Here is a 16,378-nt window from a genome sequence, read left to right on the forward strand (position 1 = left end):
GAGGAGCAAATGAATGAAAAAGGGAGCTTGGTTGCGTAAAGTCGCTTTATTTGCAGCTGTGATAGGGACTTTGGGGGCTGTTTCAAAAACAGTTGAAGCATCTGCCAGCGAGTTTATTCGCGGAGCAGATATTTCAATCTTGTCAGATATGGAAAAATCTGGTGCAAAATATTATGAAGATGGTATTTCAAAAGATGCCTTAGAGATTCTAAAAAATAATGGTGTCAACTATGTTCGACTGCGTTTGTGGCAGGATCCTTATAATAGTAACGGAGAAAGTTATGGGGCAGGGACAAATGATCTGGAAACGACGATTGCCCTTGCAAAACGAGCAAAAAGTCTTGGACTCAACGTGTTGCTAGATTTCCATTACAGTGATTTTTGGGTTGATCCTGGGAAACAGAATGTTCCTAAAGTGTGGCAAGATCTGACCTTTGAAGAAATGAATACGGCATTGTATGACTATACAAAGAACGTTCTGTCGGAAATGAAGCAGCTAGACGTTTATCCTGATATGGTTCAGATCGGCAATGAACTGAATAGTGGCATGCTCTGGCCTTATGGCAAGTCTTGGGGAGAAGACGGGGGAGAGTTTGATCGATTGGCTACTTTTTTGAAGTCTGGTGTCCAAGCTGTTCGAGACACTCAACCTAAAACAACTCCAGTAATGCTCCACTTAGCTGATGGTGGCGATACAGGAGCATTTACTTGGTGGTTTGATGAAATCACCAGTCGGGGTGTGTCATTTGATTTAATTGGAGTATCGTATTATCCGTATTGGCACGGTTCAATGAATGAACTTCAAACCAATATGAATACGATCAGTCAACGGTATGGCAAAGAAGTGATCGTAGTTGAAACAGCTTATGGGCATACAACAGCGAATGCAGATACTATGCCAAATGCCTTTGGCGAAGCCGAAGCAGCGGCGGGGGGATATGAACCAACGCCGTCAGGACAAGCAGAGTATTTGCTGGATCTAGCCGATCGTATTCAAGCGGTGCCGAATGATCGCGGGGCGGGCTTCTTTTACTGGGAACCTCTTTGGTACAACGGAAACGTGAGTTGGGCAACACAAGCAGGTATGAATTATCTCGGTGTTCAATCCACTATGGGAAACGAATGGGACAACCAGGCGATGTTTGATTTTGCTGGAAACGCCTTGCCAAGCTTGCGTGCGTTTAAACAAGCAGGGACGCAAACAAATCTGGTTAAAAATGCAAGTTTCGAGAGCGATGGACCAACGACCAGTCCTTCTGATTGGCAAACGTGGTTTCAACAAGGAACAGCTGAAGGTACGATCAAAACGGAAGCAGGGACTTTTTTTGGAGACTACAAATTAACTTTTTGGAAGGACCAAGCTTACGAGGCATCAGCTTATCAAAATATTAGTGGCATCAGCGATGGAACTTACACATTGAGTGCCTACGTAATGTCTGGGGGAGAGTTTGATACCAATCAGTTATATATCAAAAATTATGGTGGAGCGGAACTAAATACTGCGGTTGATAAAACCAGTGAATGGACAAAAATTACAATCAAAGACATTCCAATTACAACAGGTGTTTGTGAAATCGGGGTTTATAGCAAGGCTTCAGCAAATGCTTGGACGAACGTTGATTTTGTTTCGTTGGTGAAACAATAGTCTAAGGATTGCTGCGATTGATCCTCAGAGCTCCCTTTCAACCGCATCACTAGCGTAGAAGGCAGGAATCGAACCTGCACCTCGTCTTTGCCAAAAATAACCAGAAATACGTTCCGATCATTTTTACCAAAACGAGTAAAGCGCCAGACTTCATCTACACTTTGTATTATGCCAAAGAGAGTTCAACGATTTCGTAAGAAGCAATGAAAAATTTGCAAAAAGTTGTGTAGAAAACATGAAGGTTGCTTAAGAAAGAATAACCATAGAACTTAGTCGTGAAAAAGAAGGAACCAGCTGTATCGATAAGTAAAGCGCTTTGTCTGGAAACCTCGTTTTTTTCTGAAAAAAACAGATAAAGTTTTCTTGACATTTGCTAGGTGAGAATGTATCATTCTGTTTGGGCACTCTTTACAAGAGTCAGAAAGTGATTTAGAATTTTCGCTCCCTATTCATTTATGGATAGGGAGCTTTTATTATTTTCTAAATGCTTTTCCTGTAAAATAGATTAAAGGAGTTTTTCAGTTTATGACAAAATATATTTTTGTAACCGGCGGTGTGGTTTCTTCTATTGGTAAAGGGATCGTAGCAGCATCATTAGGACGTCTGTTGAAAAATCGCGGCTTGAAAGTAACGATTCAAAAATTCGATCCGTACATCAACGTCGATCCAGGAACGATGAGCCCATACCAACATGGTGAAGTATTCGTAACCGATGATGGAGCAGAGACCGACTTAGACTTAGGTCACTATGAACGCTTTATCGATATCAATTTGAACAAATACTCAAATGTAACAACTGGAAAAATCTATTCAGAAGTTTTGCGGAAAGAGCGTAAAGGAGAATACTTAGGCGCGACTGTTCAAGTGATCCCGCATATCACCAATGAGATCAAAGAAAAAATCATGCGGGCAGCCAAAATGACTGATTCAGATGTGATCATTACAGAAGTCGGCGGTACAGTAGGGGATATTGAATCATTGCCATTTCTAGAAGCTTTGCGTCAAATGAAAGCAGACGTAGGTTCAGACAATGTGATGTACATCCACACCACGCTGATTCCTTATTTGAAAGCAGCGGGCGAAATGAAAACCAAACCGACCCAACACAGTGTGAAGGAACTGCGCGGCTTAGGGATTCAACCAAATATCTTGGTCGTTCGTACAGAACAACCCGTAGGACAATCAACGAAAAACAAATTGGCCCAATTCTGTGACGTGGCACCAGAAGCCGTGATCGAATCTCGTGACGTTGAGACCCTTTATTCGATTCCATTGGCACTGCAAGCGCAAGGCATGGATCAAATCGTGTGTGATCATTTGAAACTGACTGCACCAGCTGCTGACATGACTGAATGGCAAGCATTGGAAGAAAAGGTACTGAATTTGAAGAAAAAAGTACGTATCGCATTAGTCGGAAAATACGTGGAATTGCCAGATGCTTATCTATCAGTTGTCGAAGCCTTGAAACATTCTGGTTTTGCCTTTGATGCAGACATCGAGATCGATTGGATCAAAGCCCAAGAAATCACACGAGAAAACGTGGATTCTTACTTAGGTGAAGTAGACGGTATTCTTGTTCCTGGTGGATTCGGTGATCGCGGGATTGAAGGAAAAATCGAAGCGATCCGATATGCTCGGGAAAATGATGTGCCATTCTTAGGGATTTGTCTAGGGATGCAAATGGCTTGTGTGGAATATGCCCGCAATGTCGTTGGCTTGGAAAATGCCAATTCCGCAGAAACCGATCCTGAAACAGCCAACAACATCATTGATTTGATGGCTGACCAAGAAAACATCGAAAACTTAGGTGGGACATTGCGCTTAGGCTTGTACCCATGTAAAGTGAAGAAAGGCACCAAAACAGCTGCAGCTTATGACGGAGAAGAAGTTGTTCAAGAACGTCACCGTCATCGTTATGAATTCAACAACAAATACCGTGAAATCTTTGAAGCAAACGGGATGGTTTTCTCAGGTGTGTCACCAGACAATCGTTTGGTTGAGATCGTTGAGATCCCAGAAAACAAATTCTTCGTGGGTTGCCAATTCCACCCAGAATTGATTTCTCGTCCAACTCGCCCACAACGCTTGATCAAAGCATTTGTTGGAGCTTCATTAGACAACCGCCAAGCATAATAATCGCTAGCGGCAAACCAAGGAATGAATGTGCGAAACTCCTCATCTCAAGATGGGGAGTTTTTTTGAGTTGCGCCATCCCAATAATCCGTAAAAGGTTGAAACTTGCGTGAGCGCTGGTGGAAATCATCTGTTTCTGCACACAAAAAACTTCCGTCAAAACGACCGGAAGTTTCTGGCTGATGCATTATTTTTCGCTAGCAGTTCGAATGAAATCCGCCAGCGGGAAACCCATGTTGATTTGCTGGTGACTAGAGAGGATTATTCTTTTAGCTTATACCCTTGATCTAAGAGCATTTCCTCTGTACGTTCCATACTGATCCCATTTTCGGTGTTTCCTTCGAAACTAACCCCAGGCAATTGTTTCGCTGAATCATAATCCAACTCATCATAATTGATGGTCAAGGATTCAGTCGCTTCACTATCTGTATAGTCGAGGGAATAGTCCAACCCTTTGACTTGCTGATACTGTTCTGCGATCGGATCAAGCACGGTTTGTGCTTCTTCTTTAGTCGTTACCCCGATCGCTGAATAAGGCATGACATTGTTCGCAGTCTGAGTTTTTACTTTATCGCCTTCATAAGTGAAGACCAGTTCCATCGAAACCCCATTTTGATCCATTGTGAATGTTTTGGTTTCTTCTTTAGCCCCCGAGCTACAGCTTGCCAAGAAAAGAACTCCGATGACTGCCAAAAATCCAATAAGCGCTTTTTTCATTTTATCCCTCCTTTTTTACATAATAATATAGCCGCTTTCACAAGGCTATTCTTATGCTCAAAAGAGAAAGAAGAAAGGATTTGCTGGAAGATTATGATAAAATAACGAAAAAATATGTGAAATTTTTCTCGAATTTTCACATGCCGATTTGTTATCTAACGACCACAGACAGAAGAGCAAAACCTTACAGAATCCTAGACTTTCAGAAAAGATGATGAAAATGCTGGATTTTTATATTTGTGCAATCTTTTTTTGAAAAGAGAAATTCCTCTTTTTAGTAGCAAATACCGCAAATCTTTGCTAAAATAGCATTGTCGGTTAAGCATTGCTTAACAAATAAAGTTTTTCAAAACTTAGGAGGAATTTTTTATGCCAGTAGTATCAGGAGCTGAATTCTTAAAAGCTGCTCGTCAAGGCGGATATGCAGTCGGCGGATTCAACACAAACAACTTAGAATGGACACAAGCGATTTTAAAAGCTGCTGAAGCGAAAAAAGCGCCAGTTCTAATCCAAACTTCAATGGGTGCTGCCAAATATATGGGCGGATACAAAGTTGCTAAAGACATCGTTACAAACTTGGTTGATTCAATGAACATCACTGTTCCCGTTGCAATCCACTTAGACCACGGTGATTATGATGCAGCAATGGAATGTATCGAAGTTGGTTACACTTCTGTTATGTTTGATGGCTCTCACTTACCATTTGAAGAAAACTTGAAATTGGCTAAAGAAGTTGTCGAAAAAGCACACGCAAAAGGCGTTTCTGTTGAGTGTGAAGTTGGTTCAATCGGCGGAGAAGAAGATGGAATCATCGGTTCTGGCGAATTAGCTGACATCGAAGAATGTAAACAAATGGTTGCAACTGGTATTGATTACCTAGCTTGCGGAATTGGTAACATTCACGGTCAATACCCTGAAAACTGGAAAGGCCTTGCTTTTGACCACTTACAAGCAATCGCTGATGCAGTAGGTTCTGATGTACCATTAGTATTACACGGTGGTTCTGGTATTCCTCAAGACCAAATCGAAAAAGCAATCTCAATGGGTGTTTCTAAAGTAAACGTAAATACTGAATTCCAATTATCATTTGCTAAAGCAACTCGTGAATACATCGAAGCTGGCAAAGATAAAGAAGGTAAAGGATTCGACCCTCGTAAATTATTAGCACCAGGTGTTGCTGCAATCGTTAAAGATGCAGAAGAACACATCGACTGGTTCGGTTCAGCTGGTAAAGCTTAATCTTAATCAAAGATCAAAACTCTTAGAATCACTGATTCTAAGAGTTTTTTTGTTTTCCAAGAAAATATTCTTGATGCGGGGATCAAAAATATCCTGCATCTTTTTTCTTTGAGTGATCTGTGCTAAAATTGGAATGATACACATAAATTAAAAAAGAGTATAGGTGGAATTCCATGAAAAAAATTGTCATCAACGGCAATCGTCCCTTAAAAGGTGAAGTCACCATTAGCGGCGCAAAAAACAGTGCAGTCGCATTGATCCCGGCAGCGATCTTAGCTGATTCACCGGTCATTTTAGAAGGAGTGCCTGACATCCAAGATGTGCACTCATTAATTGAGATTATCGAAATCATGGGTGTGAAGACCCATTTTGAAAACAATACGCTAGAGATCGATCCGACAAACATCGTTTCGATCCCGATGCCTAACGGAAAAATCAACAGTCTACGAGCTTCTTACTATTTCATGGGGGCATTGTTGGCGAAGTTTGGTGAAGGCGTCGTTGGATTGCCTGGCGGCTGCTTCTTAGGCCCGCGACCAATCGATTTGCATATTAAAGGCTTCGAAGCACTTGGCGCAAAAGTCACCAACGAACATGGTGCCATGTACTTGCGTACCGAAGAAGAAGGCTTGACTGGTGAACGAATCTTCCTAGATATGGTCTCCATCGGAGCAACCATCAATGTGATGCTGGCAGCAGTAAAAGCGAAAGGCAAAACGATCATTGAAAATGCCGCACGAGAACCTGAGATCATTGATGTTGCGACCCTTTTAAATAATATGGGAGCGAAAATCAGAGGTGCAGGTACCAATGAAATTCGTATCGAAGGCGTGGAAGAATTGCACGGTTGTCGTCATTCCATCATTCCAGACCGGATCGAAGCAGGAACCTACCTTTCTTTAGCCGCAGCAGCGGGGGAAGGTGTTACTGTCAAAAATGTGATTTATGAGCATTTAGAAAGCTACATTGCGAAATTGGAAGAAATTGGCGTACGAATGGATATCAGCGAAGATGAAATCTATGTGCATCCCTCAAAAGACTTGAAACCAGCGACTGTGAAAACCTATCCTTATCCAGGATTTGCCACAGACCTGCAACAGCCGATCACACCATTATTGCTAAAAGCAAACGGAACGTCGGAGATCATGGACACGATTTACGCCAAACGGGTCAACCATATTCCTGAATTAGCACGGATGGGCGCACAAGCAACGACAGAAGGCAACATGATTTTTGTTAGCGGACCGAGCCAATTGCACGGAGCAGAAGTTGTCGCTTCTGATTTGCGAGCAGGAGCTTGTCTTGTCATTGCCGGATTGATGGCGACTGGCACGACCAGCGTCTTTAATGTCGAGTATATTTTGCGCGGCTATGATCATATCATCGAAAAACTAACGGCTCTTGGAGCTGATATTCAAATGATAGAGGAGTAATTATGAGCGATTATCTTACGATGGCAGAGTTGGAAAACAAAACCTTAAAAGAGATCTACACCTTTGCCAAAGAGTTTCGAATTCCTTATTACAGCCAGATGAATAAAAAAGAATTGTCATTGGCTGTGATACGGGCGCAGGCGGAAAAACAAGGCTTCTTTTATATGGAAGGAATCTTGGATATCGTAGGTCAAGAAGGCTACGGTTTTTTACGCCCAATCAACTACGGACCGAGTGCAGAAGATATCTATATTTCTTCGTCACAGATTCGTCGGTTTAGTTTGCGTAATGGTGATAAAGTCGCCGGTAAGGCGCGCCCGCCCAAGGAATCTGAGCGCTATTATGGATTGATGCACGTTGAGTCTGTTAATGGTAAAGATCCAGAAGATGCCAAAGAGCGTCCGCATTTTCCAGCGCTGACGCCGCTTTATCCGAATCGTCATTTAAAATTAGAAACAACGTCAGGACGCCTTTCTACGCGGATGATCGACATGCTGTCGCCAGTGGGTTTTGGACAACGGGGACTGATCGTTGCTCCGCCTAAAGCTGGGAAAACCAGTATCTTGAAAGAAATTGCCAATGGGATCACTGATAACTATCCTGAGGTGGAGTTGATCGTTCTTTTGATCGACGAGCGCCCAGAAGAAGTGACTGATCTGGAACGCAGTGTCAAAGGCGATGTTGTTTCTTCAACCTTTGACCTGCAGCCTAGCAATCATACCCGTGTTTCTGAATTGGTACTAGAACGGGCGATGCGTTTGGTGGAAGACAAGCGTGATGTCGTGATTTTGATGGATAGTATCACTCGTTTGGCAAGAGCCTACAACTTAGTGGTACCGCCAAGCGGACGCACACTAAGCGGCGGGATCGATCCAGCTGCTTTGTACAAACCGAAGAAATTCTTTGGTGCTGCCCGCAATATTGAAGAAGGCGGCAGTTTGACGATTCTTGCCACCGCACTGGTGGATACCGGCAGCCGCATGGATGATGTCATCTATGAAGAGTTTAAAGGAACCGGCAATATGGAGCTGCAGCTTTCTCGCAGCTTAGCAGAACGTCGGATCTTCCCTGCGATCGACATCAAGAAATCTGGTACCCGTAAAGAGGAATTGCTGATGAGCAGCGAGCAATTGGAAGAAACCTGGCGCTTACGCAACAACATGTTGGGGGATTCCTTGGAGTTCACAGAACAATTCATTCAATTCTTGCGTAAAACGAAGAACAATGAAGAGTTTTTAGCGGCTTTTCATGATGTCCATTTCGGAGACAAACGGCAAAAAAGAAATATAAAAAGATAATTGCATCTAAAAACCAAACATGGTAAGATAGTCATGTTGTAAAATCGACAAATCAACTCTGGTGAAGCAAATGAGCCAGGGCAAAGGAGAGAAGAAGAAATGAAACAAGATATCCATCCAGATTATCATCCAGTTGTATTCATGGACTCAACTACTGGTTTCAAATTCTTATCAGGTTCTACAAAGAATTCTCAAGAAACTGTTGAGTGGGAAGACGGCAACACGTATCCATTGATCCGTGTCGAAGTAACTTCTGATTCACATCCATTCTACACTGGACGTCAAAAATTCACACAAGCAGACGGACGTGTGGACCGTTTCAACAAAAAATACGGTCTCAAAGACACAAACGCTGCAGAATAATTTTAGACAAAAACAAAATAAATGTTGTTGCAACATTATTAAGAGCCTTCCTTATCAAAGGAAGGCTCTTTTTTTGCTGTTAAGCAGCTTTTCAATTTAGGTAGGAGTAAGACCCTTAAAAATTAAAGGTTTTATTGATCGATCCATTAAAGAACTAATAATTCTTGTAGAAAACCAAACATATCTGCAAAAGCGCTATTTTGAACACAAAAGCTGCTAGTAGAAAAAGGTTTTTTTATTTTACCAGAGGAGCAAATCGCTCGTAGAAGCAATAAAAATCCTATAATCTTCAATCGTTGTTCCTATTCGTTAAGTCTAAAAGGATTCGGCCACACTTTATCCAACACTTTCACTATTCATACAAAAGTGTTGAGAAAAATTAAAGAAATCAAGTGATACCAATACTTTTTAAGTTGGCATACTCTTTGCTAATAAAAAGTGAAAGGATAGGAGGAATGGAAATGGTAACAATAATTCTTGTCAGCCATGGGGAATTATCTCAAGGATTAAAACAAACAGCCACGATGATCATAGGAGATAGTATTCCTATTTATGCTTTGTCTGCATTTAGAGACGAGGATGAACCTGTTTTAAAGCAAATAAACAGAATGCTTAGGGAGACAGATACAAACAATACGTATATATTAACAGACATTTTAGGGGGGAGTGTTAATAATGACATGATGACGCTTATAAAAGAACACCCAGAGATACAACTGATTACAGGAATGAATTTACCGCTGGTTATTTCTTTAGCAACGCATTGCGGACCGATTAATGAAAATGATTTAAGTAATATTATCCTAGAGAGCCAAAACTCTCTCGTGGATTGTAAGAAATTATTGGTAGGATTAACCGCCGAAGGAGATGAACTATGATTAAGTTAGTACGTATTGATCACCGATTATTGCATGGACAAGTTGTTTTTTCTTGGAGTAAATCACTGAATATTAACCGAATCATTGTAGCCAATACTGAAGCTGCAAAAGATGATTTCAAGAAAATGTCTTTAAATCTATCTAAGCCGACAGGGGTAAAATTACATATTTTTTCTGTGGCGGAGCTATTAGAAAAAATACCCAAAATTGAGACTTTGAATGAGAATATTATGCTGATTTTTGGGAACACAAAGGAGGTAAGAAAATTTTGTGAAGCATATCCAAAAATAAAAGAAATCAACTATGGGGGGATTATAAAAAAAACAGGTTCCAAACAATTCAGCAATGCAGTCTTTTTAAACGAAGAAGAAATTGCTGATGCGAAATGTTTAAAAGAGCAGGGAATCGCTCAATTTATACAACAGGTTCCAACCTCTAAGAAAGAGGATTTAAACACAATGATATAAAGGGGGAAGGAAGATGATCATCCAATCAATTGCTTTAGGTTTAATTGGTGTTTTTTGTATTTTAGATTCAAGACTGCTGGGAAGAATGAATTTTGAACGGCCGCTTATTGTAAGTACACTGGTTGGTTTGGTTTTGGGGGATTTAGAAAAAGGATTAATGGTTGGTGCTTCATTGGAGTTAATGTCCTTGGGTATCGTCAATATCGGTGCAGCAGCACCGCCGGATATGAACATGGCATCGATCATTGCGACTTCTTTTGCTATTTTGTCCAATGCCAATGCTGAAACAGCCTTAACCATTGCGATTCCAATCTCTGTTTTAGGACAGATGTTAGGCATTCTGATGCGTACGATTTTGTCAAATTTGACACACGTTGCAGATAAATTTATCGAGAGAAGTGAATATCAAAAAGCAAGGAGAATTCACATATTGTATGGGACAGCCCTCTATAGCTTAATGTACTTTCTTCCGATTTTTCTAGCAATCTATTTTGGAACGAACTTGGTATCACAAATCGTGGAAGCTATCCCGGAATGGTTAACGAACGGGCTTACTGTCGCAAGTAAAATTTTACCAGCATTTGGTTTTGCGTTACTGTTGCAAACAATGTTAACCAAAAAACTTGTTCCCTTTTTATTACTGGGCTTTTTGATTACTGCCTATTCTAATTTAAGTGTGACTGGTGTAGCTGCTTTTGCTTGTATTACCGCTTTTGTAATGATTCAAATTCATAGTAAAGAGACTGGCAACAGTCATGGAGAACCTGATCCATTAGATGAATTATAAGGAGGGAAACTTAATGAAGAAAAAAGATCAGAACGCTTGGAAATACCGGCAATTTTTATGGCGATCTTGGGCCATTCAATCCTCTTGGAATTATGAACGTCAAATGAATATGGGCTTCATGTATGGAATCGCCCCCATACTAGATGAGATATACAAAGAGTCGAAAGACGATGCTTTGAAAAAAGAGGCGTATGAACGGCATATGAGATATTACAACTGCACCCCCCAAACGAGTGCTTTTGTATTGGGATTAGCTGCATCCATGGAAGAACAGTATCACGAAGATCATGAAAACTTTAATCCTGAATCAATTACCGCTGTGAAAACATCTCTAATGGGACCACTGTCAGGCATAGGGGATTCATTCTTTCAAGGAACTATCCGAGTGTTAGCTTTTGGTTTGGGAATCAATTTAGCTCAACAAGGCAGTATTTTGGGCCCCATTTTAGCAATGATTATTTCATTTGTACCTTCTTTCTTAGTTACTTATTATGGTGGGAAAATCGGCTATACCATGGGAAATAAGTATCTAGCCAAACTTTATCAAGAAGGGTTGATGGATAAAGTAATGTATGTATGTTCGATCGTCGGTTTGATGGTAATTGGCTCGATGATCGCCAGTATGATCGGCATTACGACGCCTATTCAGATGAATGATGCGTTTGTTTTACAAGAAGTGTTAGACAATATCATGCCGCAGCTTCTTCCATTAGGTCTGACATTTCTCATGTATTGGTTGTTGCAAAAGAAAGTCAAAACTGGCTGGATGTTGACAATTTGTCTAGCTGGCGGCATTGTGCTGAGCTTGTTAGGTATATTGCAATAGGAATGAACCAGAAACTTTGGTTAAAAAATAAATAAGGAGGAATTCAAAATGCTGAATTCAAAAGAAATTATTAAAGAAATTGCTGCTAAGAAAGAAGTGAAATCGATCGTGTTTGTAGGATGCGGGGCATCCAAGGCAGATCTATACCCTGCGAAATATTTTTTAGAGCAAAATGCCAAAACATTACGTATTAGTCATTATACAGCCAATGAGTTCAATCATGCAACGCCAGTATCTGTTGATGATACGACTATCGTTATCTCTGCTTCTTTAGGCGGTACCACACCAGAAACTGTTGAAGCAAATGCAGTTGCTAAAGAAAAAGGGGCAACGGTGATCAGCCTAACACAAAGTGTGGATTCGCCTTTGACAAAAGATGCCGACTATGTGATTTATCATCGCTTCGGCGAAAACTATGCAGCAAAATTAGAAAAAACAGGTTACTGTTTAGAGTTGGCAGTAGAGATTTTACACCAAATTGAAGGGTATGCCCATTATCAAAAGATGGAAAAAAGTTTTGCGAAAATTTATGACTTGGTACAAACCAGTGCTGAATCTGCTCGTAAAGATGCAAAGAAATTTGCTCAAAGATTCAAAGATGAGGAAGTTATTTATGTGATGAGCAGTGGAGCAACACTAGAAACAGCCTATTCTACATCGATTTGTTTATTGATGGAAATGCAATGGATCCATTCAGGAACTTTTCATTCCGGTGAATTCTTCCATGGTCCCTTTGAGATTGTTGATAAAAATATTCCATTTATCCTATTGATGAATGATGGAAAAACGAGAAGCATTGATGCAAGAGCGCTGGCTTTCCTTGAACGTTTTGACACAAAAACTGAAGTGGTAGATGCTTTGGATTATGGATTATCTGCACACATTGAGAAAGAAGTGGTAGATTATTTTAATCCATTCGTTATCACGGCTGTGTTTAGAGTATATGCAGAAGAGTTGGCTGCAGCAAGACAGCATCCACTAACGAAAAGACGATACATGTGGAAATTGTCTTATTAATAGATAAAGAAGTGATAACAAGGTTGGCTTATAGTTTTTAAGCCAACCTATTCCCTTAATTAGACGTTTTTTACCTATGCTAGAATACAGGTAATATGATAGATGGTGAAAGCAGGTGGAAACTTGAAGCGGTTAGATGATTATTTGTATCAATTGACTCTAGAAGTGAAAACAACGAATGCGATCAATTATTCAGCAAGTAATATTTCACAATTTTTTCAGCTCGAGCGAAGTACGATCAGCAGCTATTTGAATGAAGGGGTTCGGCAAGGGAAGTATATAAAAGTGAAAAATTATCCAGTTTTATTCTTACATAAAAAGGCGCTAGAATGCTTAGATATCTTTACTTCACAGACGGAAATTGATTCATTGGAGAGCTTGTTATGGTATAAGAAAGTCCCAGCGCTTGATCAGGTGATCGGTGCTAAAGGCAGCTTGAAAGAAGTGATTGATCAAATCAAGACAGCGGTTCTTTATCCAGGACAAGGACTGCCTTTATTACTGATTGGTGCCAGCGGCTCAGGGAAAACGTTTATGGCAAATAAAATTTTCGAGTATGCGGTGGAGGAAAAAGTAATCGATAAAAATGCGCCATTTATCGCTTATAACTGTGCACAATATGTAAATAATCCCGAATTATTATCGGCAGCTTTGTTTGGTTATACAAAAGGCGCATTTACTGGTGCAACGGAAGAACACCATGGCGTTATTGAGAAAGCTAATGAAGGGATCTTGTTCCTGGATGAAGTGCACCGCTTATCGGAAGAGGGGCAGGAGAAATTGTTTACCTTTATGGATTCTGGCGAATTTTCCCCGATGGGTGATAACAGCATACGCAGAAAATCTAAAGTTCGGCTCATTTTTGCTACAACTGAAAATATTTACAAGACATTTTTGCCGACTTTTGTCCGGCGAGTTCCAGTAGTTGTCAATTTGCCAAGATTTCATCAACGACCTTCATTAGAACGATTAGCGATAATTGATGAATTTTTTATTTCAGAAAGTAAAATATTAAATAGAAAATTATCGGTTTCTAATGCTCTGATTCATTTTTTGCTAGATAGTGACTTTGAAGGCAATGTGGGGAATATCAAAAATATTGTTAAATATGCTTGTGGAAATGCGTACATTCATCAAAAAAATCAACCATTGATCCAAGTCAGATTGTTGGATATGCCATTAGAATATAGCTGTAAATATAAGGAAAAATTAGACAAGCCAAGAAAGAAAAAAACAGATCGACTTTATTACCCTAAAGAAACGCGACAGTTGCGTTTAGAGAGAAAAAACCATCTGCTAGTGAAATTTTTTGAACAATTGATTCAAGAATTTTTTGATATGATTACACACAAAACTGATGCGTCGATCTTTATCAACAAAATGGTGGAAAAAGTCACTCAAATTATGGATAGTTTGATCTTTCAAGAGGACTATGAAAAAGAACAGTCTTTGTATACTATTTTAATTTATCATATTCGGCAAACAATTGATTTTCTGCGTGACAGCTATGGATTTGAGCAAGATGGAAATCGTGTTGTTGCACTAGCAAATTATTTATTCATGAAAGATAATCAGGTGCTTGCGGAAGAAGATCTGCAAAGAGATGGTCTACAAGAGCAGCTAAGTGATTTTTTATCAAGTGTAATGGAAACATCTTATTGGTTTGCAAAAAAAATTTTAACTATACTGTCAGAACGATTAGATCAGCCGGTTTATACGGAAGATATTTTCTTTATTACTATTTATTTGTATAGTTTAAACATTACGAATGTGACTACAGGAATTAAGAGTATTGTCTTAGCACATGGGTATTCAACAGCAAGCAGCATGGCAAATGTTGCGAATCGTTTATTAAACAAAAATGTCTTTCATGCATATGATATGCCACTAGATATTACTTTAGAGAAAATAGAGGCACAGCTTATTCGTTTTCTCGAAGAGTATCGAACAGATTCAGGATTGATTCTTTTGGTCGATATGGGTTCTTTAAACCAAATTGGAAAAGGTCTGAGTGATCATTTGAAAGGACCCTTGCTTGTTTTTGACCATGTCAATACGCCGCTTTTGTTAGAAGTAGGACAATCTATTTTAGAAGACAAAAGCATCGCTGAAATTGAACAGAAAATTGATCCCCAGCTGGTTTTGCAAAAGCAATTGCTGTTTCCGTCAACGAGAAAAAAGAAAGCAATTATTACCTGTTGTTACACCGGTATAGGAAGTGCAACCCAGATTCAAGAAATTTTAACGAAATGTTTGGGTGATTCTGTGAAAGAACTGATGATTATTCCATACGATTATAAAAAATTAAGTAAAAATAAAAAATATGAGATGCCGTTTCACTTATATGATGTAATGATGATTGTCGGAACAGAGGACCCAAAAATTTCGGGAATACCGTATATTGGATTAGATCGTTTGATTAATGGGGAAGCCATTGGTGAGTTTCTTCGATTGTTGGGAAAAGAAATTACCATTGAATCTGAGAATCTGCAAGAGGCATTAATTTTCCGTTTTTCCATTGGTAAAATCGTTGAAAATTTGACGATATTAGATCCCGATAAAGTATTGGCATCTGTCCAAAAAGCAATTCGAGAAACAGCTGAATTAATGGAAATCGAATTTTCTAATAATCAGCTTTTTCTTTTATATTTACACTGCAGCTGTATGATCGAGAGGATTTTACGTAAAGAAAGTGTTGATGATCAAAGCGACATTGAACAGTATAAAAAAGAAAATAGAGAAGATATAGAAAAAATTCGAGCGGCCTTTTATGATATTGAAGCAGAATATACTATTCAAATACCGGATTTAGAACTAAGAATATTAAATGATATCATTCAGGGATAGGAGTGCAATAGGATGACTACCGGAATTATTTTTGATATGGATGGTGTTTTGATTGATAGTGAAGAGTTTTATTTCAAAAGAAGAATGGATTTCTTTCAAAAGATCAAGATCGCACCAGGATCCATAAACATGGAAGAGTATGTCGGAAAGACGGAAAAAGGAATCTGGGAAACTTTAGTTCCTAATGATCAAGCGTTGCGAAGCAAGTTGTATTTATTGTACAAAAAGTATCAAAAAGATTATCCCATCAATTTCCAGCAAGTTTTGCGAAAAGAGGCAGAACCTTTACTCAGAGAATTAAAAAAAGAACGAGTAAAGATTGGATTGGCCTCGTCCTCACCATTGCGAGAGATAGAAAACATGCTTTCTCAGTGTAATCTTGAAAAATATTTTGATTGCGTTAGTAGTGGGGAATCCCTGAGAAAAAGCAAGCCTCATCCAGAAATTTATCTGAAACAAAAGCAAGCGCTCGCGTGTTCTTATTTTTTTGCGATAGAAGACTCAGTGGTGGGGATTAAAGCCGCAAAAGCAGCAGAAATATATACCATAGCTTTAAAACAGTCATTTTATATTGATCAATCAGAGGCGGATGAACAAATTAGCGAGTTGAACGAAATTCCACAAATTCTAAGAAGAAAGACACTTGTCTAAAGATTCTTGGCAGTAAAAATTTTTTCAGGAACAATTCCCTTGATGAGACCTAAGTTCGGCTAGTTAAGAGAAGGGTT

Annotated in this window: 14 protein-coding genes; 13 read left to right on the plus strand and 1 reads right to left on the minus strand. The window is 39.5% G+C overall.

The window, feature by feature from the left end:
* The first annotated feature begins 13 nt into the window (after positions 1-13).
* Entirely contained in the window at positions 14-1,645 is a 1,632-nt protein-coding gene (locus A5883_RS01830; RefSeq protein ID WP_086337894.1) for a glycoside hydrolase family 53 protein, read from the plus strand.
* Positions 1,646-2,170: 525 nt separating this feature from the next.
* Complete coding sequence (locus A5883_RS01835; protein ID WP_005228290.1) at positions 2,171-3,778, plus strand: CTP synthase; 1,608 nt, start codon at positions 2,171-2,173, stop codon at positions 3,776-3,778.
* A gap of 261 nt (positions 3,779-4,039) precedes the next feature.
* Here the strand turns inward: A5883_RS01835 and A5883_RS01840 are convergent, their stop codons facing one another.
* Positions 4,040-4,495: a YehR family lipoprotein gene (locus A5883_RS01840; RefSeq protein WP_005233973.1), complete on the minus strand. Its 456-nt coding sequence runs from the start codon at positions 4,493-4,495 to the stop codon at positions 4,040-4,042.
* A 369-nt stretch (positions 4,496-4,864) separates the two neighbouring features.
* Between A5883_RS01840 and A5883_RS01850 the strand changes: the two genes are divergently transcribed.
* The 11 genes from A5883_RS01850 (at position 4,865) to A5883_RS01900 (ending at position 16,301) form a co-directional block, all read left to right on the plus strand.
* Positions 4,865-5,734, plus strand: a complete 870-nt coding sequence (locus A5883_RS01850) for a class II fructose-bisphosphate aldolase (protein ID WP_005228297.1) — start codon at positions 4,865-4,867, stop codon at positions 5,732-5,734.
* Between the two features lie 173 nt (positions 5,735-5,907).
* Positions 5,908-7,167 (plus strand): UDP-N-acetylglucosamine 1-carboxyvinyltransferase, encoded by a 1,260-nt coding sequence (locus A5883_RS01855; RefSeq protein WP_086337895.1) that lies wholly within the window; start codon positions 5,908-5,910, stop codon positions 7,165-7,167.
* 2 nt (positions 7,168-7,169) lie between these two features.
* The gene (gene rho, locus A5883_RS01860) at positions 7,170-8,465 is read left to right on the plus strand and encodes a transcription termination factor Rho (RefSeq protein ID WP_005228301.1); all 1,296 of its coding nucleotides are present in this window, start codon (positions 7,170-7,172) and stop codon (positions 8,463-8,465) included.
* Positions 8,466-8,564: 99 nt separating this feature from the next.
* On the plus strand, positions 8,565-8,828 hold the full coding sequence (locus A5883_RS01865; RefSeq protein WP_005233979.1) for a type B 50S ribosomal protein L31: 264 nt from the start codon (positions 8,565-8,567) through the stop codon (positions 8,826-8,828).
* Positions 8,829-9,289: 461 nt separating this feature from the next.
* Positions 9,290-9,706 carry a PTS sugar transporter subunit IIA gene (locus A5883_RS01870; protein ID WP_086337896.1) on the plus strand — a complete coding sequence of 139 codons (417 nt, stop codon included), beginning with the start codon at positions 9,290-9,292 and terminating at the stop codon, positions 9,704-9,706.
* A complete protein-coding gene (locus A5883_RS01875; protein WP_086291723.1) occupies positions 9,703-10,173 on the plus strand; it encodes a PTS sugar transporter subunit IIB in 471 nt (156 codons plus the stop codon). The genes A5883_RS01870 and A5883_RS01875 overlap by 4 nt, the downstream gene beginning before the upstream one ends.
* Positions 10,174-10,186: 13 nt before the next feature.
* Entirely contained in the window at positions 10,187-10,960 is a 774-nt protein-coding gene (locus A5883_RS01880) for a PTS mannose/fructose/sorbose/N-acetylgalactosamine transporter subunit IIC (protein WP_086291724.1), read from the plus strand.
* A 13-nt stretch (positions 10,961-10,973) separates the two neighbouring features.
* A complete protein-coding gene (locus A5883_RS01885) occupies positions 10,974-11,786 on the plus strand; it encodes a PTS system mannose/fructose/sorbose family transporter subunit IID (protein ID WP_086291725.1) in 813 nt (270 codons plus the stop codon).
* 48 nt (positions 11,787-11,834) lie between these two features.
* Positions 11,835-12,803, plus strand: coding sequence for an SIS domain-containing protein (locus A5883_RS01890; RefSeq protein ID WP_086337897.1), 969 nt, complete (start codon positions 11,835-11,837; stop codon positions 12,801-12,803).
* 102 nt (positions 12,804-12,905) lie between these two features.
* A complete protein-coding gene (locus A5883_RS01895) occupies positions 12,906-15,650 on the plus strand; it encodes a sigma 54-interacting transcriptional regulator (RefSeq protein ID WP_086337898.1) in 2,745 nt (914 codons plus the stop codon).
* 12 nt (positions 15,651-15,662) lie between these two features.
* Positions 15,663-16,301 carry an HAD family hydrolase gene (locus A5883_RS01900; RefSeq protein WP_086337899.1) on the plus strand — a complete coding sequence of 213 codons (639 nt, stop codon included), beginning with the start codon at positions 15,663-15,665 and terminating at the stop codon, positions 16,299-16,301.
* The last annotated feature ends 77 nt before the right edge of the window (positions 16,302-16,378 follow it).

The organism is Enterococcus sp. 5B3_DIV0040, assembly GCF_002140755.1.
GTDB classification, from domain to species: domain Bacteria; phylum Bacillota; class Bacilli; order Lactobacillales; family Enterococcaceae; genus Enterococcus_D; species Enterococcus_D casseliflavus.